General features: G+C 41.1%; 18 protein-coding genes. 9 read left to right on the top strand and 9 right to left on the bottom strand.

What is annotated here, in order from left to right:
• Positions 1-212 precede the first annotated feature (212 nt).
• The 5 genes from tsp to BN3769_RS03045 all read left to right on the top strand — a co-directional run bounded on the left by tsp (position 213) and on the right by BN3769_RS03045 (position 6,683).
• Complete coding sequence (tsp, locus tag BN3769_RS03025; RefSeq protein WP_068467411.1) at positions 213-2,219, top strand: tail-specific protease Tsp; 2,007 nt, start codon at positions 213-215, stop codon at positions 2,217-2,219.
• Between the two features lie 310 nt (positions 2,220-2,529).
• On the top strand, positions 2,530-4,038 hold the full coding sequence (gltX, locus tag BN3769_RS03030; RefSeq protein WP_068467413.1) for a glutamate--tRNA ligase: 1,509 nt from the start codon (positions 2,530-2,532) through the stop codon (positions 4,036-4,038).
• Between the two features lie 227 nt (positions 4,039-4,265).
• Positions 4,266-5,408, top strand: a complete 1,143-nt coding sequence (locus tag BN3769_RS03035) for a mechanosensitive ion channel family protein (RefSeq protein ID WP_068467414.1) — start codon at positions 4,266-4,268, stop codon at positions 5,406-5,408.
• A gap of 18 nt (positions 5,409-5,426) precedes the next feature.
• Positions 5,427-6,020, top strand: coding sequence for a DedA family protein (locus tag BN3769_RS03040; RefSeq protein ID WP_228840597.1), 594 nt, complete (start codon positions 5,427-5,429; stop codon positions 6,018-6,020).
• A 144-nt stretch (positions 6,021-6,164) separates the two neighbouring features.
• On the top strand, positions 6,165-6,683 hold the full coding sequence (locus tag BN3769_RS03045) for a CDP-alcohol phosphatidyltransferase family protein (protein WP_228840598.1): 519 nt from the start codon (positions 6,165-6,167) through the stop codon (positions 6,681-6,683).
• Positions 6,684-6,875: 192 nt separating this feature from the next.
• Here the strand turns inward: BN3769_RS03045 and BN3769_RS03050 are convergent, their stop codons facing one another.
• A complete protein-coding gene (locus BN3769_RS03050) occupies positions 6,876-7,235 on the bottom strand; it encodes a hypothetical protein (RefSeq protein WP_068467419.1) in 360 nt (119 codons plus the stop codon).
• Between the two features lie 282 nt (positions 7,236-7,517).
• Complete coding sequence (locus tag BN3769_RS03055) at positions 7,518-7,889, bottom strand: polymorphic toxin type 50 domain-containing protein (RefSeq protein WP_195155532.1); 372 nt, start codon at positions 7,887-7,889, stop codon at positions 7,518-7,520.
• A 13-nt stretch (positions 7,890-7,902) separates the two neighbouring features.
• Between BN3769_RS03055 and BN3769_RS03060 the strand changes: the two genes are divergently transcribed.
• Positions 7,903-8,181, top strand: a complete 279-nt coding sequence (locus tag BN3769_RS03060) for a hypothetical protein (protein ID WP_068467422.1) — start codon at positions 7,903-7,905, stop codon at positions 8,179-8,181.
• 448 nt (positions 8,182-8,629) lie between these two features.
• On the opposite strand, the gene BN3769_RS14970 is transcribed toward BN3769_RS03060, so the two are convergent.
• On the bottom strand, positions 8,630-8,818 hold the full coding sequence (locus BN3769_RS14970; RefSeq protein WP_068467423.1) for a hypothetical protein: 189 nt from the start codon (positions 8,816-8,818) through the stop codon (positions 8,630-8,632).
• Positions 8,808-8,963 (bottom strand): Npt1/Npt2 family nucleotide transporter, encoded by a 156-nt coding sequence (locus BN3769_RS14975; RefSeq protein ID WP_079989381.1) that lies wholly within the window; start codon positions 8,961-8,963, stop codon positions 8,808-8,810. Before BN3769_RS14975 ends, BN3769_RS14970 begins: the two co-directional genes overlap by 11 nt.
• Before the next feature lie 587 nt (positions 8,964-9,550).
• Between BN3769_RS14975 and BN3769_RS03070 the strand changes: the two genes are divergently transcribed.
• Positions 9,551-11,545 (top strand): PP2C family serine/threonine-protein phosphatase, encoded by a 1,995-nt coding sequence (locus tag BN3769_RS03070; protein WP_068467425.1) that lies wholly within the window; start codon positions 9,551-9,553, stop codon positions 11,543-11,545.
• Between the two features lie 62 nt (positions 11,546-11,607).
• Here BN3769_RS03070 and BN3769_RS03075 read toward each other — a convergent pair whose 3' ends face one another.
• The 3 genes from BN3769_RS03075 to BN3769_RS03085 all read right to left on the bottom strand — a co-directional run bounded on the left by BN3769_RS03075 (position 11,608) and on the right by BN3769_RS03085 (position 16,605).
• Positions 11,608-13,173 carry an NTP/NDP exchange transporter gene (locus BN3769_RS03075; protein ID WP_068467427.1) on the bottom strand — a complete coding sequence of 522 codons (1,566 nt, stop codon included), beginning with the start codon at positions 13,171-13,173 and terminating at the stop codon, positions 11,608-11,610.
• Between the two features lie 117 nt (positions 13,174-13,290).
• Positions 13,291-14,913: an NTP/NDP exchange transporter gene (locus BN3769_RS03080; protein WP_068467429.1), complete on the bottom strand. Its 1,623-nt coding sequence runs from the start codon at positions 14,911-14,913 to the stop codon at positions 13,291-13,293.
• 468 nt (positions 14,914-15,381) lie between these two features.
• Complete coding sequence (locus BN3769_RS03085; RefSeq protein ID WP_068467431.1) at positions 15,382-16,605, bottom strand: phosphoglycerate kinase; 1,224 nt, start codon at positions 16,603-16,605, stop codon at positions 15,382-15,384.
• A gap of 437 nt (positions 16,606-17,042) precedes the next feature.
• Here BN3769_RS03085 and pdxH point away from each other — a divergent pair, with 437 nt between their 5' ends.
• Positions 17,043-17,678: a pyridoxamine 5'-phosphate oxidase gene (pdxH, locus tag BN3769_RS03090; protein WP_068467432.1), complete on the top strand. Its 636-nt coding sequence runs from the start codon at positions 17,043-17,045 to the stop codon at positions 17,676-17,678.
• A gap of 72 nt (positions 17,679-17,750) precedes the next feature.
• Here pdxH and BN3769_RS14645 read toward each other — a convergent pair whose 3' ends face one another.
• The gene (locus tag BN3769_RS14645; protein ID WP_154017794.1) at positions 17,751-17,924 is read right to left on the bottom strand and encodes a hypothetical protein; all 174 of its coding nucleotides are present in this window, start codon (positions 17,922-17,924) and stop codon (positions 17,751-17,753) included.
• 115 nt (positions 17,925-18,039) lie between these two features.
• Between BN3769_RS14645 and BN3769_RS03095 the strand changes: the two genes are divergently transcribed.
• On the top strand, positions 18,040-19,965 hold the full coding sequence (locus BN3769_RS03095) for a zeta toxin family protein (protein WP_068467434.1): 1,926 nt from the start codon (positions 18,040-18,042) through the stop codon (positions 19,963-19,965).
• On the opposite strand, the gene BN3769_RS03100 is transcribed toward BN3769_RS03095, so the two are convergent.
• Positions 19,924-20,346, bottom strand: a complete 423-nt coding sequence (locus tag BN3769_RS03100) for a hypothetical protein (RefSeq protein WP_068467437.1) — start codon at positions 20,344-20,346, stop codon at positions 19,924-19,926. The genes BN3769_RS03095 and BN3769_RS03100 overlap by 42 nt on opposite strands.
• Positions 20,347-20,377 lie beyond the last annotated feature (31 nt).

Raw genomic sequence — 20,377 nt, forward strand, 5'->3', positions numbered from 1 at the left:
TAATCAAATGCAAGCTATTATAAGTTATTTAACACCCTTTAAGGGTATACTTGCACTGCCAGTCGGCCTTTTTTCTACGGTTTTTAGGCAGAAATGCTACCAATATGCCATCTTATTGGTAGCAATTGCTAGTAAAATTTTTATAAAGAGTCCTAAGATGATCAATCTACTGACTTTATGAACACTCTTAAGCAGAAACCCAAGGTTATTTAATGCGTAGATATATCGCTTTGCTACTTTGCCTCTTGATTGGTTGCTTGGAAGCCAAGGCTCCAGATTTAACCCCTGCCGATGTCACTGCTAAAGCCAAAGAAATTATGAAAGCGCATGCTTCCTATAAAAAACTGACTCCTATACTGGCTCAGCGCATTTTAAATAATTATTTAGATTTATTAGATCCGACCAAGACGTATTTTATTGAATCTGACATTCAGCAATGGACGCATCCTTCCGATCAACTATTGAATCAATTGATTGAGGACTATAATAGCGATAATTTCCGCATTTTTGAAGATATTCAAGCCGCTTTGGTCAAGGCCATTCAAAGGCGGCGTTTATTAGAGCAAAAAATTGATTATAACAATCTCCCCACGCATGTGACAGCTGAAGAATTTAAAGACATGGCTTGGGCGAAATCCGAAGAAGAATTGGTCGAACGCTTAAGACGCATTCGCGCCCTTCAACTGGAGACGTCGGCTAAATTAAGCGAAAACATGAAAGAAAATGCCATGCAGCGCATTGCAAAGCGGCAGGCAAAGTTTGAAGAGGAGCAATTAGCTCCAAATCCGGAAAAAGAACACTTAATTTTATCCAATGTACTCAAGGCTACCGCATCCGCTTTAGACTCGCATACAGCTTATTTTACTCCGACTGAGGCAACTCAATTTATGATCAATGTCCAACAGCGTTTATTTGGAATTGGAGCCCAGCTGCGCGATGATATCAATGGATTTACGGTCATCAAGATTGTCGAGGGCGGGCCTGCAGCTTTGGGGAAACAATTAAAAGCCAAGGACCGCATTGTAGCTGTTAATGGAGAGCCTGTTGTTGGAATGGATATTTCAGATGCCGTGGATCTCATTCGGGGGGAAGAGCATACACCCGTTGTCTTGACTGTCATCCGCGAGACGCCGGCTCCAGACGGAACAAAGAAGGAAGAAAAATTAGACATCACCATTTCAAGGGGCGAGGTTGTTTTAAAGGAAACCCGTTTTAAAAGTTCTTATGAACCTTTTGGAGAGGGGGTTATCGGCTATTTAAAGCTCTATTCTTTCTATCAGGACCGCGATAGCTCTTCCGCAACAGACCTTGAGCATGAAATCAACAAGCTAAAAAAAGATCATCACTTATTAGGCCTTATTCTCGATTTACGCTACAATTCTGGAGGCCTTCTTTCCCAAGCGGTAGCCGTTACCGGACTGTTCATTACTAAAGGGGTTGTCGTCTCTATCAAAGATGAGAATGGCCGCATTCAGCATTTGAGGGATCTAGATGGGACAATGGCTTGGGATGGGCCCTTGATTGTCTTAGTCAATCGCATGAGCGCCTCCGCATCAGAAATTGTCGCACAAACACTGCAAGATTATGGAAGAGCCCTCATTATAGGCGACGATCACACGTATGGCAAGGGATCTTATCAAACTTTTACTTTGACGACTTCGGACAACGAGCAAGTCAATCCGCAAGGCGAATATAAAGTCACCCGCGGGCGCTATTATACCGTATCGGGACAAACGCCTCAGCTGACGGGGGTTTTATCGGATGTAGCAGTTCCAGGCCCATTATCGGAATCGGACATCGGCGAGCGCTTTGCTAAGTATCCGCTTGAAAATGATCATATCAAATCGAATTTTGATGACGACTTGTCCGATATTCCCTTTTTGCAGCGGGAGAAAATCCGCAAGCTTTATAAATTTGGTTTGCAAGAAAAACTGGATACGTATCGCCCTTATTTAGAAAGATTGAAAACCAATTCACAGCAAAGGCTAGCGCAAAATTTAAATTACCAGAACATGCTAAAGGAAATTAAAAAGAAAGACGAAGCCGAAACGGATGAGCAAGAAGATTTTGGACAGAATGACCTGCAGCTTGAAGAATCCTATAATATTATGGAAGATCTGCTGCTCATGATGCAGGATAAAGGGGCGCTTTTCTCCCCTCAGAAAAAAGAATCGCTTTCTTCCGTTCCCTTTGACCCGCTTTTGCAAAAGGCGTCTTAGAGGGGGGATTAAAAACCGCTAATGACCTAGACTCGCTTTCTTTTCCCTAGGAAGCGATAAGAGAGAATGGGCCCTATTCACTCAATATGGCCCCTCTCTCCGATTGCCTTCTCGAGAGAAAATAACCTCACCTATCGATTAGTATGGATTTTAATACACCCGCTTAGAGATGTTTGCAATCTTAGAGCCGAAAGAAGCGAATTCAGGCTATTCCCGTTTGTAAACACACTCTTATACTTGAAATCTATCTAAAAATCGCTCACAATAATTATCTATTTTAAATTGTTTTTAGTTAAAGGATTTAATTTTTATGTCAGTCCGTGTTCGCATCGCTCCTTCTCCAACGGGCGACCCCCATGTTGGAACAGCCTATATGGCCTTGTTTAACATGATTTTTGCCCGCCACCATAAAGGCCAATTTATTCTGCGCATCGAAGATACAGACCGGACGCGCAGCCGTCCGGAATACGAGGAAAATATCTACAAGGCTCTTAAATGGGCAACCATTCAGTGGGATGAAGGCCCAGATGTTGGCGGGCCCTATGGACCCTATCGTCAATCTGAACGCTTTGATATCTACAAGCAATATGCAGAAGAACTCCTGCATAAGGGAAAGGCTTACAAATGCTTTTGCACTCAGCAAGACCTTGATGAAATGCGCGAACTTGCAGCAAAGCAAGGCGGTCGCCAAGGCTATGACAGGCGTTGCCGCCATTTGACTCCCGCCGAAATAGAAGAACGCGAAAAGGCAGGCCTTCCCTATGTTATTCGCCTCAAAGTTCCTATAAGCGGCGAATGCGTTTATGAAGATGCCATTAAAGGGCGAATGACATTCCCGTGGGCCGACATTGACGACCAAGTGCTTTTGAAATCGGACGGCTTTCCGACTTATCACTTGGCAAACGTAGTCGATGACCATTTAATGAAAATTTCCCATGTCATCCGCGGAGATGAATGGATGAGCTCGACTCCCAAGCATATTCTTTTGTACGAATCGTTTGGCTGGACTCCTCCTACTTTTATGCACATGCCCCTGCTTCTTGGACGCGATGGGAAAAAACTATCCAAGCGCAAAAACCCCACGTCCATTTTCTTCTATCGCGATAGCGGGTATCTGCCAGAAGCCTTTGTCAATTTTTTGACTTTAATGGGCTATAGCATGACAGGCGACCGCGAAATTTACAGCTTCGATGAAATCGTTCAAGAATTCGATTATAAGCGCATCGGGGTCTCGGGCGCTGTTTTTGACGTGCAGAAATTAGATTGGATCAATCAACAGTACTTAATTAAAAATATCCCTGTCGACCAGCTATGGAACCGCATGAAGGAATGGAGCTTTAATGACGAATTTATGCAAAGGCTGATGCCGCTTTGTCATTCGCGCATTAAGACGTTTGGCGATTTCATGGATTTATTTAACTTTCTTTTTATCAATCACATCAAATATCAAGACGATCTTTTTGCCGTCAAAGACTTATCTAAAGAGCAAGTCTGCTATCTCATCCAAGGCATTATCTGGCGTCTAGATGAACTGGAAAACTGGGGAAGTTCGGGAATGAACCAGGCGTCGCGTGACGTGGCGGAAATTTTCGGGGTCAACCATAAAAAGATCATTATGCCGATTTTATTTGCCAGCTTGATGGGAAAAACGCAAGGACCTCCTTTGTTTGATTCCGTTGGCTTGCTGGGTAAGGACCGCACAAGAGCGCGTCTGCTTGCAGCAATAGAATACTTGGGCGGAATTTCCAATAAGCGTCTCAGCCTCTTGAAAAAAGCATGGGAAGAGCGCAATGCTCAAGCCTTGATGGTTAAAGAATAGCCTCTCCTTAAAGGCTAGTCTCAAATTGCCTATACAATTGACCGACTACAATAATTTTTTATGGTAGTCGGTTATTCTTTTCTTTCTTCTTAGAAGTCATTATGCTTTATCTTTAAAGAAAGTTATCCCTACTCGTTTTAAATTTGAAACTAGGCTCGTTTCATTTCAAACTAGAACAAGGAGGGACAGACATTAATATTCACTTGAGTGGAAAGGAGGATTGTTTTATGGAAAAAGTGCCACCGCTTCTTTCTTTTTTTGAAATTTGTTCGGAAATTTTGGAAGGCGATTTTGGGCCTGCCGTTCAAACGGCGGGAATTGTCTTATTTGTGATTGTCTTCAATTTTTTTATCCGCACCCTCCTTTATAAATTAAGCGAGCGGTTTCTAAAGCAACAAAATATTTGGGCGCTCAGTTTTATATCCGCCCTTCACCATCCCCTCACCTACTATGTGTGGCTGGTTGCTGCGGTATGCTCGCTGGATATTCTCAGCTCTAGCTTATTGAACTTCCACATTGATGGGCTGCATGTCATTTTAAGTGTGTCCGCCGTTCTAGCCTTCGGCTGGTTCCTCATGCGTTGGAATAATCAAGTTGTTAAAAATATGATGGAAATGAGCCAAAACCATCAGATCGCACTGACTCCCGGAAAATTGGATTTGATCAGCAAAGTGGCAACAATGGCCATCATTTTTATTACCGTCTTCCTGCTGATGGACGTAACAGGCCGCAATATGCAGACGTTGATCGCTTTTGGAGGAATTGGCGGCCTGGCCTTAGCGTTTGCCTCGCAGCAAGTCATCTCCAATTTCTTTGGCGGCCTGATGGTCTACATTACCCAACCCTTTACAATTGGGGAATTTGTCAGCCTCCCCGAGAAAAAAATTGAAGGGAATATTGAAGAAATCGGCTGGTATTTGACGCGCATCCGCAATCTGGAAAAAAGGCCCATTTATGTTCCCAATTCCATTTTTACGCAAACCATCGTCATTACCCCTTCCCGCATGAGCCATGAACGCTTTCACCATACCATCGGACTGCGCTACGAAGATATCGGAGTAGTCAGGCAAGTGGTCGATGACATTAAGTTGATGCTCTTGCAGCAAGGGTATATCGACCGCCAGCAAAAAGTAGAGGTGTTTTTTACAGGCTTTGGATCGTCTTCTTTAGATATCAATGTATCCGCTTATATTTCAGCCTTATCCGGCGCAGACTTTCCGACAATCCGACAGGATATCCTATTAAAAATTGCCGATATTGTCGCCAAGCAAGGAGCAGAAATTGCCACTCCTACCAATATCGTTGAAATTCAAGGCGGGGTTATTTTAAAAGACCCTGATTTGACGACTATTAATCCTGCGGCCACTTAACGGCATATGGAAAACCTATTGAATTACATTTGCGAGCATGCCAATCAAGCGCATTGGATCATGTTTTGCTTGCTTTTACTGACAGGCCTTAATCTTCCCATCAGCGAAGAAATTATGTTGATCGGCGGAGGGGCCATTGCCAGTACCTGCATTCCAGACCACGCTTTACGCTTGTACATTTGGATTTTTTTGGGATGCTATCTATCCGCTTGGGAAGCTTATTGGATTGGTAGGCTTCTCGGCCCACGCCTGTATCGCATCCGCCTATTTAAATTTATTATAACCCCTCATCGCTTAGATTGGCTCCGCCACTATTATGCCAAGTTTGGAATTTTTACATTTATTGTGGGACGATTTTGCCCGGGAGGCATTCGCAATGCCCTATTTATGTCTTCGGGTTTAACCAAAATGCCCTTTCATCTTTTTATTTTAAGGGATGGACTAGCTTGCCTCCTCTCAAGCCTGGTTTTTTTTCACTTGGGCTACCATTTTGGAGAAAATATCGATCCCATTCTTGTCTATTTTCAACGCTATAGCGATTGGTTCTTAATAGGCATATTGACTTTAATCCTGGCAGGATTTGCCTATCTTTGGTATATTCATCGGCCTTAAGGGTTATTTAATGAGAATTAAAAATTCCCGTTAATTTTCTAAAATTCCATGAATTTAAGTAGCACTTAACCTTTGAAGGCGTTAACATACAAAATATTTGACAATCAAATTGATTAGCTAAATTAATCTAACCAAATGCTGAATATGACGATCCTTACTCCATCTAATCTCTTATCCTTGATGAGGGGACCGCTCGCCCTTTTATTTATCGTCGATAATGCATTTTACAGAAGCCTCGCTATTTTATTGGCCATGATAACAGATAGCCTCGACGGCTATTTAGCACGCCGCTACCGCATGACAAGCCAAGTGGGAGCTTTCTTAGACCCTTTAATGGACAAACTGTTTGTTTTTATTGTCATTGGTATTTTTATCCAAGAAGGACGCCTGCAGATGTGGCAAGCCCTTGCTCTGCTTTCCCGCGATTTTGCAGTCTTGGTATTTGGCCTTTATTTGGCTTTAAAAGGTGCCTGGTCTAATTTTCAATTCCGATCCATTTGGTCCGGTAAAATTACAACATCCCTTCAATTTTTCATTCTGCTTGCCTTAATCTTTCATATTTCTATCCCTTCCTATTTCTTTAGCTGCTTTATTGTACTCGGTTTTTCAGCCCTATTGGAATTATATTTCACAGAGCCACAACCGATCCAGCAAGCTAAATGAATGCTTTTCATCAAGCTTATATAAAACCGCAAGAGACCTTTCCCGGTATTTACCCATAAAGGCTCTTTTTTAAGTAAGGAATATGTCCTTTTGTTGTGGGTAAAGAGTGAATACCTTCTTTATCTTTCCATGAACCTATCCCCCATCTGTTCACCAAAGTTAACCCATTCTCTATAGTGGGAATCATATTGTTTAATAAAAACCAGCTTGCTTCAGAATTTCTATATTCGGCTGCTCAACAGCATACCAAGTAGATAAATCATTATTTGTTTTTAAAACCCAAGCAACAATAAATTGTATTTGAATTTTTTCTCCTTTTATCAATGAAAAACATGTTTCTAAACCTTGATCTAAATAGCGAATATTATCTGGCATTATTGTAGTTTGAAGTCGAAGAGGAACCCAATCATTATTTTTAGCTCGAAGTTCGATTTTCTCTTCATCTTCAGTGCCAATAGATAAGTTTATTGAATTATGCTCAAAAGATTGAGAAATTAAATGTTCGCCTGAATCAGGAAAACCTATTAAACTGGTTTCTAAGACACATTGCAAACTTATATTTAAATTTTCTAAAGCTTGAATTCTCCAAATATACGCAAAACAGCATATCAGGAGGTAGAATAGGATTAAATTTAGTTCGCAAACAATCTATCTCGCAATTTTTACTTTTCCAGGAGCTTAAATAACAATCAAATCCATTAGATTTAACAGTTTCTAAAAAGTTAAAATAGTCTTCATTAATTTTAACCTTAAATACTATATCACCTAAAGGTGTTTCTAACTTCAAAGGATTTTCTACCACTGAATTCAGTATATGATTTGTGCCAAATAATTTCATTGTTTAGGCCTCGTAGGAACTATATGAGCTCCATTTTTAGAATAATGAATTTTCCCCCATGTAGTAGGTATCTTTTCCCCTGTTTGATCACAAATATTATATCCTATAAATTCTTCAAAATTTATTATTTCCTGATATCCAGGTTCTCCAAAATTTCCCCTAACAGGCTTTCCTTTTCCACTATATTTTTTCAGTAAATCTTCCGCATTAGAATGTTCAAATATACTCTTTCCAGGCTGGTAATTATGTGTACCAATCTTGGGGATTGGTTCTTGTAATGGAAGACAACGTACAGAAATTCTGAAGATATTGTCAAAAATTGCAAAAGGGGAACGCTCATGAAAGAAAATTTCAACAACTTTTGACAATATCTCAAAGCAATTGCCTATTCCAGAAACAACCGAAAGAAATATTCATAAAATAGCAGATCAAATAAAAGCCCAAGAAGGGCATCCGCAGTCTACAGAAGTCGCAAAGGATTTAGCAACGCTGCAAATGCGGCAAATTTCCACGCCGGAAAAACAAGCAGCCTTAACGACAGTGAAGACCGCGCTGAGAGTGTTTAGAACAAATGAAAACGGAAATTCAGAAGAAGCGGCAAAGGCCACTGCTTTATTAAAACAAACCTATCTTCTTTTTCACCAGGCTGAAAAAAAATGATCCTGAACTAAAAGAAGTAGAGAAAAAAATTAATGAGAGTTTTTTGCAAGCGGCAAAAGATGCTTTTACTTTTTGCCAACCGGAACAATGGATAAGCTAGCCAAACAATTGCGAATTGTTTTAAATCTTTTAAAAAATCGAAGCTCGGATTTCTCAAACTCAAGATTGAGAAGGCTATCTTCAAATCGTCACTGTTGAGAAAAAACTCGTTTCTTGACAAGCTTTAAAGGAAAAATTCCCCATCAAAAGGGATGAGGAAAAATGGATATTGCGAATATGAGAATTTTTTACTTACCAATAAGAAAGAAATCTAATTGAAAAGGCAGTTCTCAAAAATTAAGCGTAAAAATTTATTTCAATCCAAAAAAATAGCCTTTCAAAGATGAAAGGCTATATCGTTATAAAATTTTATTTAATAATACACTTTAACTAGATGAAGATGAACAACTTAAGTATATTTCGTCACTGTCTCGCCTATTTCTTCGCGCCCTTGTTCGCCAATAAGTGCGGCAAATTGCTTGCCCAACGAACGGACAGCCAAGACCCAGAGGCCGATGACAATCATTAAAATGACAGCCATATAAACCTGAGTTTTGAGTTTATCTGCCTGACTTGCCCAAGCGCGATCAGACACCATCTATGACTGCCATTCTCTTTAATTTGCATTCATGACTTAAAGGAATAAAGGTCATCTCACGGGTTGAATCAAAAACAGAGTACTTATACGCTTTGTTCATGCACACTTGAGCGGCTCCAAAAAAGACGGTGCTTGTGATCAACATAATGACAGGGGTAATTAAAACCGCCCGTCCTAATCTTCCACTCTTCTATTCCTTCCTATTTCTTTAGCTGCTTATTGTGCTCGGTTTTTCGGCTCTGTTAGAATTATATTTCACAGAGCCACAACCGATCAGGCAAGCTAAATGAATGCTTTTCATCAAGCTTATATAAAACCGCAAAAGACCTTTCCCGGTATTTACCCATAAGGGAAAATTTCCCTTAGAGGGTAAAGACTATGAATACAGAATTAGCAGTAGCGAACGTTTATTCATTTAAGTCTGCCTAGGCTAATGCTGACAAGAATGAGGATTTTGTGAACACCCTTAGAACTTGTCCAATCCCTTTTTATATCGCTTAGCTATTATCTAAACTAAAATTAATCAATATTAAAAATTCAACTGTTAATTAACTAATCATTTTTTTGTTATAATAAAATAAAATACTTACAATAGTAACGTGCGCTTGAGTTTTTTGCCCTTTCGGCTAGATCAACTCTTATAAAGAAGAATAGATTTAACGGCTAACAGCTAGGATTGGACAAGGCAAAAGATCAACGCCTAAAAGTCATTTATTAATAATAGAGGTCAATATGTCATTTATTAATAGAGATACGCCTCACCTAACAGGAGTAGAGAATTCCTCTACTTTCACCAACTTAGAGCCATTAAAGCACAATGAATCCTGCCAATCCAATGGTAGACAATATGCTGTTGTCCATAGTGAAAGCGGATTGATAGGAAGCACACAGGATAAAAGCTTAAAAAGTTCTATCAATGAAATTCATCAATTTGTAAATCAAAATTTAGATACCTTAAATTCCGATCAATTGAAGCATCTGCAGAATGCGTTAGAAAATCAAATTTCCTCTTTAAATGGGCGAGCAGAGAAGCTAGTTAAAGAAAGCAAGGTTCTATCTAAAATGCCCCGCTTTTTACAAAATATCGCCAAAAAATTTGCCGATGTTGTCTTTAAAGGAATTGACTTTGTCAGAAATGAAGGCAATCAAAAGGTCGCGGAAGCAACCATACGCATGCTTGAAAAGCAATTGCCCATTCGAGAAACAACCGAAAGAAATATTCATAAAATAGCAGATCAAATAAAAGCCCAAGAAGGACATCCGCAGTCTACAGAAGTCGCAAAGGCTTTAGCAACGCTGCAAATGCGGCAAATTTCCACGCCGGAAAAACAAGCAGCCTTAACGACAGTGAAAACTGCACTGAGAGAGTCTTTAGAACAAATGAAAAACGGAAATTCAGAAGAAGCGGCAAAGGCCACTGCTTTATTAAAACAAACCTATCTCCTTTTTCACCAGGCTGGAAAAAATGATCCCGAACTAAAAGAAGTAGAGAAAAAAATTAATGAGAGTTTTTTGCAAGCGGCAAAAGACGCTTTTACTTCTTGCCAGCCGGAACAAGTGGATAAGCTAGCCAAACAATTGCGCAGTGTTTTAAATCCTTTTAAAGATCGAAGCTCGGATTTTTCGAATTCGGGCTTGGGAAGGCCATTAGAAGGGATTATTACCCAAAAGACCTGGGAGCGTTTTGATGATTTGAAACCGGCAGTTGTAAAACAAACAACTAATATTGCATTTGGAGAAGCTAGCTCGACGCCCCATGAAGTACGCAATGCCGTCTTCAATAATTATGGGCTCAGGCCCGATCCTGACTCGGTCAAATACCAGACAGATGGATCCGGTAAGGAATTGCCATTTGTCGCCTCTTTTTCTTTTAATGGAAAAGAGTATGATTTAAGGGAATCCGATCAGAAAGTCATTTTTAACCGAGAGCAAGGGATGTTATTTAATCAAGCAATGGGTGGCTCCCAAGTCAATTATGATCAAGTAAATGTCAAGACACTTAACTCAGGAGCCGTCCTAATGACACTTTGCGATGGATGCGGCCAATCGGGCGGCGCCCTTAGAGCAGCCAAAAGAGTCCTCGACTTATCCGAAGAAAACGCAGAACAAGATTTTAATGGCCTGGCAAATTCCCACTCTGTGACTTCAAAACAATTAGACCGCTTGCAGCAAGCTCAACGTAAACTGAGCCAAGAGAGCGAAGAGATAGAAGGAGATACAACGTTTGTTCAAGCGTATATTCAAGGAGGTGTGTTGAGTGGGGTGGCTGTGGGGGATGCGAAATTATTTGTCATGAGGCCAGATGCAGAAGGCAATTGGATGTGTATAGACCTTACAAAAGATGCAAGAGCGCTTAATGATGCAACAGACTCCGGAGGAAGATTTTGTGGAAACTCAAGAGGATCGCCCGAATTAGATACCGTCAGAGGCCTCAGCTTTCCCTTAGAAAAAGGAGATATCGTCATGGTATCGAGCGATGGAGTTGCGGACTGCTTCGATCCCCATACCCTCGAAGATGGATCAAAGGACATCGAGACTAACATGGCTTCGCTTGTCAAGGATTGCCGAAATTCCGAAGAAATGCAGCAGCGCATTGAAGGCCATCTTCAAAACGTTACTGTTGAGGAAAAACTCGTTTTCTTGACAAGCTCTAAAGGGAAAGTCCCTCATCAAAAGGGATGGGGAAAAATGGATAATGCGAATATGGGATTTTTTACTTATCAATAAGAAAGACATCTAAAAGTATAGCCTTTCAAAAGATGAAAGGCTATATCGTCATAAGATTTTAGTTAAGAAGACACCTTAATTGGCTGAAGAGGAACATCTTCAGTAGATTTCGTCACTGTCTCGCCTATCTCTTCGCGCCCTTGTTCGCCAATCAATGCGGCAAATTGCTTGCCCAACGAGCGGACAGCCAAGATCCAGAGGCCGATGACAATCATTAAAATGACAGCCACATAAGGGGCGCTTGCACTGACTGTGGCAAAGATCATCAGTAGGCCTTGGTGAATTAGAGATCCGCCAGACTTGCCCAGACGCGATCCGACACCATCTATGACTGCCTTTCCCTTCAATTTGCATTCATGACTTAAAGGAATAAAGGTCATCTCGCGGGTTGAATCAAAAACAGAGTACTTACACGCTTTGCTCATGCACACTTGAGCGGCTCCAAAAAAGACGGCTATCGCCAGAGGAGTAGTCCCCATTAAGCTCATGACAGGCTCTGATAGATCGTGACGGAACAGCATAAAGGCAAAAAAGCCGGCGCTTGTGATCAGCATAATGACAGGGGTAATTAAAGCCGTGCGAGTCCAGCCAAAGCGAGCGATCAATTGCGACATAAAGAGCGAGGTGAAGGTAGCAATGATCCCGACAGCCGATGTCATGGAATTCATATAGCGGCTATATTCAACAGTAGAGGAATAAAGCTGTCTTAACTGATCTTTCCAGACAATTTCTACCAAGTTAATGACAAGATTATAAGAGATCACTAAAGCGGCAATACAGAGCAAGTATTTAGAATTGGATAAATAAATCAAGCTTTCGCGCATAGACAGCTTTTTCTTAGGCCCTTTAACAGGTGCCTTCTCATCAGTATTGGAATCATGGAGGGCATTAAAGCTTTCGCCTACTAAGACATGCTTATTCATCCAGCGGAAAATCATCATGGTTACACAACCACACAGGATAATTGCCAAAACAAGAATGTTAAGCGTCTGCTCCCAGCTTTGATCATTGGTCAACAAATTGGCCACTACGCCTGCAATAATCCCGGCAAAGCTGGCCACGACCCCTAGCATGCTATAAAAACGGCGCGCTTCCTTAATGCGCGTGATTTCATTGGCGAATCCCCAGAATAAAACGGTCAAAACAATGCTTCCCCATAATTCGCAAACCACATAGAAGATTGTGAACGACCAATTGCGGAACATGGCGATCAGCCCTTTAAAGCCCGCAGGTAAAACCGTCTCCAAATAATCGGATAATTGATGCGGATGCAAAACATCGCGAAGAGGATAAAAAATATAAGTAAAAATGGCAAAGAAAAGCAAAAATCCAGAAATAATGATATAAAAGACTTTTTCTTGGCTGAAGCGGTTGGATAGCTTAGTAAATACCAACGTAATGAGGACGGCCATGGGCAGAAGAACCCAAACTTTGATAAACGGAATAACTTCAGCTCCCGAAGACTTTGCCGTGATAACCACAGCATCTTTAACGTTTCGTAGAATGCTATAATTGAAACAAATCAAAAATAGCATCAACATCATTGGAACAACTTTTTTGATTTCATGCCGGTAAATGGGCCAGAAAAAAGCTCTCATTTTACCGAATTCAGACTCAGGAATGGACATTTAAAATCCTTTGTATACCAAAAAGTATATCACAAATTCAAATAATTTTCAAATAATTAATAAAAAATAAAAAGCACTTTGACAATTAAAACATAATTATCAAAGCGCTTTAAATAATTATACTGCTTGCTTTTCTTTCAAAAGGGTATGTTCAGATAATACATCTACTGTAGGTCTAATAGGCGTAATGGTAGGTATCGCTGCCGAATTTGCATTGTTTTCCAATTGTGCAGTCAATTCATTAAACTGTTTTCCTAACAAGCGAATTGCCACTACCCAAACGACAAGGACTGCCAACAATACGACTGCAACATAAGGGGCGCTTGTCGAGAGAGTTGAGAAGAGAAGAAGTAAGCTCTGATGAACAACAGATCCGCCCGATTTACCCAATCGCGAACAAACGCCGTCGATAGCGGCTTTGCCGATTAACTTTGATTCGGGACTTAAAGGGACAAAAGCCATTTCTTTAGTCGCATCAAAAACAGAATATTTGGCTCCTCGGCTTAAGACGTTTTGGGCAGACCCAAAGAAAACAACCAGAGCCAGCGGAGTAAAGCCGAGCAAAGAGACAACCATATCGGGCGAAACCCTTTTCATAAAGAAGAAGGTAAAAAATCCTATGCTTGTCAGCAGCAAGACCATGGGTGTGAGCAGAGCTGTAAACGTCCATCCAAATTTGCGAATCGCATTGCCTGAGACGAATAGAGAGCTTAAGGTCGCCACAACTCCAATGATAGATACAATGTGATTCATGTAGAGGGTATAATCACTGGGATTGGGATAAAGTTCTCGCACTTGGTGCTTCCAAATGACTTCGGTCAAATTGATAATCAAATTATAAGAGATGACAACGGCTGCGATGCAGAGAAGATATTTAGAGTGCAAGAGATAAGAAAGGCTTTGCCTTAAAGATAATTTTCCCTGCACTTCGCCTTCCGTTTTAACAGAAGACGGATCATAATAGCGCCTATCTGTCAATACTTCAACGTTCATCCAGCGGAAGAGAGCGAGTGCAATTCCCCCTGCAATCAAAATAAGAGAAACCATTAAGATCAAAGATTGATGCCAAGGATCCTCGCCTAAGGGAAAACTCCCGCCTTGCCGCGTATAGTTGCAACAATAAACAGAGGCCTGCCCTGCAAAAATTCCTGAAAAATTCGCACCTACACCAAATAATCCATAAAAGCGCTTCGCTTCGCTAATCTTGGTGACTTGATTGGCAAATCCCCAAAATAACACAAATAAAACAGAGCTTCCCCATAGTTCGGACATGACGTAAAAAATCGTAAATGTCCAGTAGCGAAACATCGCTACAAAACCCTTAAATCCCATCGGAAGAAGAGTCTCTAATTTATCGGCTGTGGCATGAGGATGAATAAAATCCCGGATAGGATAAAGAACAAAAGTAAATACAAAGAAATAAGCTAAAAAGATTGAAATAATAATGTAGAAGACTTTTTCTCTTGGCAAACGATTGGAAAGCCAAGTAAACAGAAGCGTCATTAAAATAGCGCCGGGAAACATTGCCCATACTTTGACAAAGGGAATAACCTCGGCTCCAGATGACTTAGCTGTAATAAGAAGAGAATCTTTTAAAGTTCTTAGAACGTTGTAATCAAAGGAAATAAAGAAAAAAATAAACAACATTGGGATGAGTTTTTTAAGCTCATAGTGATGAACGGGCCATAAATAGCTCCGCCACGGACTAAATTCAGGGGACGCCGTTGGTGTCTCTGACATGTCAACCTTTCCCTATATTAAGATCGGTAAACTTTTTATCATTTATCTCTATCCCTTGATAGCTTTTAGAAGCACCTTAGTTAAAAATAACGTAAAGCAAGCGGAGAACAATGAGGGAAGCCAAGAGAAGCAGAGTCGAATTTTAAGGTGATTCATATCATTCAACTTACGCAAGCCTCGAAAAATTGAGAGTCTTTTAATAATCATTTAAAAAACCTTAGAAGCTAATAGGTATAAGCTTTTGCTTCTATTTAATCAAGATCTTTCTCAAAATCTTTTAAGAATGGATTAGGTTCTTTTTAAGTTTAAAAAATTATAATACACCCCCTATTAATTTTACAATAACTTTATTGTTTCTTTGCCTTTTTATAACTATTTATTTCTAGTCCTTGAACGCTGTATGAAAAATTCCATTTAATCTATATGTGAGATTTCTTCTAAGGCACATCTTCAGTTAGGAAGGGGCTCTTATTTAGTTGTCTTTGCAGTCGCTTGTTTATCTGTTAACGCCTCAACTCCCGGTAACTTACCAAATTCAATGTACTCCAAGGACGCTCCTCCTCCCGTAGAAATATGACTCATCCGATCAGCTACTCCCGCCTGTTCAACAGCAGCAACCGAATCTCCACCTCCGACAATGGTTGTTGCCGATAAATTGGCCATTGCCTTGGCTATTTCTTGCGTTCCTTTAGCAAAAGGCGGACATTCGAATATACCCAAAGGGCCGTTCCAAAAAATTGTTGCTGCTTTGTTTAATTCGCTTATATAACGCTGAATTGTTTCAGGACCTATATCGACTCCCTGATATCCCTCCGGAATGCCCTCTTGGACTCGTACAATTCTCGTCTCAGCCTGAGGATCAATTTGGCGCGCAATAACCACATCGGTGGGAAGCAAAATGCGGCAGCGCGATTGCGTATCGACTTCTAATAGCTCGCGGGCAACATTAATAAAATCCTCTTCGTAAAGCGAATCTCCAATGGGAATATTTTCTGATTTAAAAAAGGTATAGGCCATGGCTCCCCCGATTAAAAGGACGTCGGCCTTCTGAATGAACGCTTCAATTACTTTGAATTTGGTAGAAATTTTAGCTCCGCCCAGAACGGCGCAAAATGGCCTGCGAGGATTCAGCAGAGTGGATCCTAGATAGGCTATCTCCTTCTCCATTAAAAAACCGGCAGCTGCTCGCCCGGGAAAGAATTGTGCGATAGTTGTGGTAGAGGCATGCGCTCGATGAGCACTTCCAAAAGCATCATTTACATATACCTCTCCCAGTTCCGATAAAGCGCTGGCAAAGGTCGGTTCTTCCTCTGGCTTTTCTTCGCCTTTATGAAAACGCAAATTCTCTAATAAAAGCACATCGCCCGGTTGAAGATCATGCGCCATCTTTTCAACTGTTGGACCACAGCAATCAGGGGCCATTTGGACCGGCCGCTTTAGAAGCTCTGATAAGCGTTTCGCACAAGGAGCTAGCGAAAACTGTGGATCAGGCTTGCCCTTCGGACGGCCTAAATGACTCATTAAAATAGCCGATCCACCTTGGTTCAAAACATATTGAATCGTTGGTAAGGATGCCCGAATCCGCGTATCATCTGTAATAGTCCCATTTTCCAAAGGCACATTAAAATCTACGCGAATCAATACCTTTTTGCCTGCTAAATCTAAATCTTTGATGGAAAGCTTTTGCGCCATGCTTGACCCTCGGATGTTAAAGGAGAGCTGCTCCAAGCCTTTCAGGATTGCTAAAAGTCAGCTCAAAACCTTTATGAAATGAAAGGAAGTCTCATTCATAACTCAACGCTTCAAGCCTGTCAAGTTTTATCATTTTTTTTGTTAACTTCTTATTCTTAGGCTTTTAATCCAAAATTTAAGATCCAAATCTTTGGTTGTAAACCACCTAAAATTTTAAAATTTCTTCAACTTTAAGGGGACGCCCGCGCTTAATGACCTTGATTTGCGTCCTTCAGCCTTAGCCCATTAGCCATTCGCTCATAGTCTCTAAATAGAGATTTCTTTTACAAGCAATGATAAAATACCTATCATTATCAGTGAAAGCTCTCTAATGACTACAAAGCGCTTTCTCATTCATTTTATTAATCAAATAATCTTAAACGTGGTCTTATGCGGCTATGCTAGATATTCATAAATTAAGGCAAGACTATCAATTGCGTTCCTTGGATTTACCCGACCTTGATCCTGATCCCATTAAGCAATTTGAACAATGGTTTCAGGAGGCTTTACACGCCCATGTACTGGAACCCAATGCCATGACTCTGGCCACAGCCTCTCTTCAAGCCGCTCCTTCTTGCCGTACAATGCTGCTAAAAGCCATTGATACGGGTTTTATTTTTTTTACAAATTATGAAAGCCGAAAAGGAAGGGAGCTTGATGAAAATCCCCAAGCCAGCCTAGGCTTTCTTTGGAAAGAATTGGAAAGGCAAGTCATCATTGAAGGATGCGCCGAAAAGCTTTCCCGCCAAGAATCCGAAAGGTATTTCCTTTCTCGTCCTCGTGGCAGCCAGCTAGGCGCTTGGGCTTCCCATCAAAGCCAGGTTATTCCTTCCCGCTCTGCTTTAGAAGAAGCCTTTGAACATGTAAACAAGGAATATGAAGGCAAAATCATTCCTCTTCCTCCCTACTGGGGCGGCTATCGCCTATTGCCAAAACGTTTTGAATTTTGGCAAGGCCGCCACAATCGCTTGCATGATCGCCTGAGCTACAAACTTATCAATCAAATTTGGACAATTGAACGACTGGCCCCTTAGGCGTATTCCTAAATTGCCAAAGGCTTAGAGAGGCATTAAAACTACTACTAACCTAGATTCAAGTTCTTTTCACTAAGAAGCGATAGGAGAAAGCGGGCAATATTCACCCGCTATTGTCCGCTTTCTTGTCTCCTTTTCAATTTCCCATTTATTAACCCGCGTTTGGAGGTTTTTTCCCCTTTCGACTGACGCAAAAGCGCTTGCCATTTGTTCATCTCCGCGGCTTTGACGCAGTCGAAAGAGCAAAAAAAACTCCAAACTCAAGTTATTACTAAAAATCAATTAAATTAATAAAATATTAACAAAAATTAAATAAAATAAAAGGTGAATAGATAGATTATAATACAAAACAATAATTAACATGATTACTCCTTCTTTTAATTCAAAACCCGAGAAAGAAGACTCTCTCCCTGTTTCAGGAAAGAAGAATCAATATCAGGCTAAAGCGAAAGAAAGGCTTTATTATTTAAATAAAATTAAGCATCTCTTCAGCGATTCATTACGGAATTCGAGTGTTAGTCATTCCTGGATGGGGCAATCGGGAGGTTTAGAACCCGAACTAGATGCTTCGCTTTTCTTGCCTGCGAAGGAGTCCCCTATTCTCCTGACTGGAAATGTGCCACCGGTTCAAGATCTCATTTCAAACATGCAGTCCAAAATAAGCGCGCATGTTCAATTCATGCTAGAGACAGTCCGCACTAGCCAGCTGGCCAAGCGATTAAATGCAGCTCATGAGCTTGATCCGGCTTTCCTTTGCTCCGATGAAGAAGAAAAAGCGTTGAATCCTCTTCTTGATCAGGAATTGCAAAAAGCAGAGCCATTTGATCTTGCCGCTTTTTTAATCGGCCCACAGGCAGCGTCGAAGGAAGCGGCGGCGGCAAATGAGTTAATTCTCGACCAAGCGATTTCCTTTATCCAGAATCAAGTGAGGGAACTGAGGCAAAAAGACAACCTTCCTCCCGAGAAAGCCTATAAAAAACTGATTGGAATGCTCGATAAATATGACGACCATGCGAATGCGCAACATGCCCTTCAAGCCGATTTTGTTCCTCAAAGCACGTTTGTTTTGCGCTCAGCCCTTTTGCTTGCTAGCCAGCAAGAAGGCGTGAATCTTCAATCTTGGATGGTATATACCAAAAGCGGCAAGCCAGACTATAAACACTTATGGCCTTTTTTGGATAACTGGAAAAACTGGGTTCCCGAGGCTCAAGCCGCCATGGCCAAATTCTCTGAAATCACTCTTATTAAAGCTAAGCGCATGGCTGAAGTAAGTTTGGAAAGTAAAGTGATCTTATTGAAAGGCGGCTTCGGAGCAGGGAAAACCCGTTTGGCTAGTCAATTGATGGGAAAAAAAGCCGGAGGAGTAATCGCTCCCGATCTAGGCAAACGGGTTGTCAGACGGGCCATGGAAACCGTGCCCCATGCCTCTGCTCACATTCAAGGCTCCCAGCTTGCCTATAAACTTTTTGACGAAATGATTGCTAAGCAGCAAGGCACAATCGTTTATGATTCTTCGCTAAGCCGAGCAGACGATGTCAAGAATTACCTGCAAAAATGCAAGGAAGCCGGCAAGAAAATGGTCATCTATGACGTCTGCCGGCACGACATGGCGCGGGTCCTTTCCGTCTTGAAGAGAGACGTAGGAGGGGACGATCCGCGCATTCCGCCAGATTTTATCATCCGGTCTGCGATTCAAGATAAACTCAATCGCGTTGAATGCATGAGAACCATTTTAGAAGACAAGACTAAAGAGGCAGCTCTTCAGCCCGAATATCACTTTATAGGCGGCGATAAAGAGGGATGGGATACGCAAGAAGTCCTCATCTTAAGCTCCAATGGAGATATTCAGCTTAAACAGCCAGAGGCTAAGGACAGGCTTCTCCTAGAAGGCATTAAGCTAGAAGATAATAAACTGACTTTTTTGTCGAACGAAGAAGAACTGGCTAACTATTTTCAAAGCCAATTTGAGCAACCCGTCAAAGAAGTCATGCAGCAGCTCTCCCTGATAGAACAAGCTGCTCTTTTTACTGAGTTTCAAAGACGCAAGCTTCCTTTAAAGACCGGAGACATTTCGGACGCAACTAGTTTTTACGAAGCACTTCCGGCCTCCATTCAAGCGGTCTTGCCTCAAAAAGCAGTGGAAGAAGCCTTTAGTTCTTTGACAAAAGAGAAGAGAGAAGCTTTTTTCAAATCGCTTAAGACAACTCCTGCTCTCTCTTACTTAGATCTTCCTTTACGAGCCGCTTTAATTATCCATCATAATTTGCAAAGAGATCCGTGGAAATAACTCTTTCAATTCGTTAAAGATTCTGCCTTCTCCTGTTTTGATCCCCCATCCTTTCAGCCTAATTTGATAATACCCCTTCTTCATACTTTCTTCCCCAAATGGATCTTCTCGTTCATAGAGGGGCTGCAAGAGATACAAATAGGAAGCACTTTTAAGCAATGGCAGCGCTGTTTGATCAACTTTTTCGATCTTGGGCTTATTTGCCAGCTCTGAAAAAAGAATGCGGATATAGCCGAATTGCTTCACGCACTCTGCTTCTTCATCCACTGGAGGATAATGAAGCAAAGGAGAGTTTATTTTAATTTGTTTGGGAACTTCATCTAGAATGCTTTGCAGTTCTTTAGAAAAGCTTGGATAGGTAGCAAAAAATAAAATATTCATGGACAACCTGTTACGTCTATTGAGAGTGAAG

It is taken from the genome of Candidatus Protochlamydia phocaeensis (assembly GCF_001545115.1).
In the GTDB taxonomy this organism is placed as follows: domain Bacteria; phylum Chlamydiota; class Chlamydiia; order Chlamydiales; family Parachlamydiaceae; genus Protochlamydia_A; species Protochlamydia_A phocaeensis.